1 protein-coding gene is annotated in these 1,294 nt (G+C 67.1%); it reads left to right on the forward strand.

Annotated elements, in window-relative coordinates:
- Window positions 1-1,294, forward strand: a 1,294-nt coding sequence (locus C5C17_RS17315) for a CoA-acylating methylmalonate-semialdehyde dehydrogenase (RefSeq protein ID WP_104254647.1), incomplete at both ends; no start/stop codon positions are given.

A 1,294-nucleotide genomic window follows, 5' to 3' on the forward strand; every position in this document is an offset into this window, starting at 1 on the left:
TTCCGTGAGCTGCTGAACGAGCGGAAGCTGGAGCTCGCGCGCATCATCACGTCCGAGCACGGCAAGGTCGTGTCCGACGCGGCCGGCGAGATCCAGCGCGGCCTCGAGGTCGTGGAACTCGCCACCGGCTTCCCCCACATCATGAAGGGCGACTTCACCGAGAACGCGTCCACCGGCGTGGACGTGTTCTCCATCAAGCAGGCGCTCGGCGTGGTCGGCATCATCAGCCCCTTCAACTTCCCCGCGATGGTCCCCATGTGGTTCTTCCCCATCGCGATCGCGGTCGGCAACACGGTCGTGCTCAAGCCCTCCGAGAAGGACCCCTCCGCGGCGCTCTGGCTCGCTGAGCTCTGGAAGGAAGCCGGCCTGCCCGACGGCGTCTTCAACGTCCTCCACGGCGACAAGCAAGCCGTCGACGGCCTCCTCACCCACGACGACGTCGCCGCGATCTCGTTCGTCGGCTCCACCCCCATCGCGCAGTACATCTACGAGACCGCCTCCAAGAACGGGAAGCGCGTCCAGGCGCTCGGCGGGGCGAAGAACCACATGCTCGTGCTCCCCGACGCCGACCTCGACCTCGTCGCCGACCAGGCCATCAACGCCGGCTACGGGTCAGCGGGCGAGCGATGCATGGCCATCAGCGTGGTCCTCGCGATCGAGCCCGTCGCCGACCAGCTCATCGAGAAGGTCACCGAGCGCATCGCGAAGCTCCGCATCGGCGACGGCACCCCCACCGACACCCACACGGAGCCCGACATGGGCCCCATCGTCTCCGAGGTGCACCGCGACAAGATCGCCTCCTACATCCAGATCGCGAAAGACGACGGCGCGGACGTGCTCGTCGACGGCCGCGACATCAAAGCCGAAGGCGCCGACGGCGGGTTCTGGCTCGGCCCGACCCTCATCGACAACCTCCCCACCACCAGCCGCGCCTACACGGAAGAGATCTTCGGCCCCGTGCTCGGCATCGTCCGCGTCAAGAGCTTCGAGGAAGGCGTGGAGCTCATCAACACCGGCCAGTTCGGCAACGGCACCGCGATCTTCACCAACGACGGCGGCGCCGCCCGCCGCTTCCAGAACGAGATCCAGGTCGGCATGATCGGCATCAACGTGCCCATCCCCGTGCCCGTCGCCTACTACTCATTCGGCGGCTGGAAAGACTCCGCCTTCGGCGACAGCAAGGCCTACGGCCTCCAGGGCTTCCACTTCTACACCCGCGAGAAAGCCGTCACCAGCCGCTGGCTCGACCCCGCCAAGCACGGCGGCATCAACCTCGGCTTCCCCGAGAACGACT

The organism is Pseudoclavibacter sp. RFBA6 (assembly GCF_002931575.1).
Taxonomy (GTDB): Bacteria; Actinomycetota; Actinomycetes; order Actinomycetales; family Microbacteriaceae; genus Pseudoclavibacter; species Pseudoclavibacter terrae.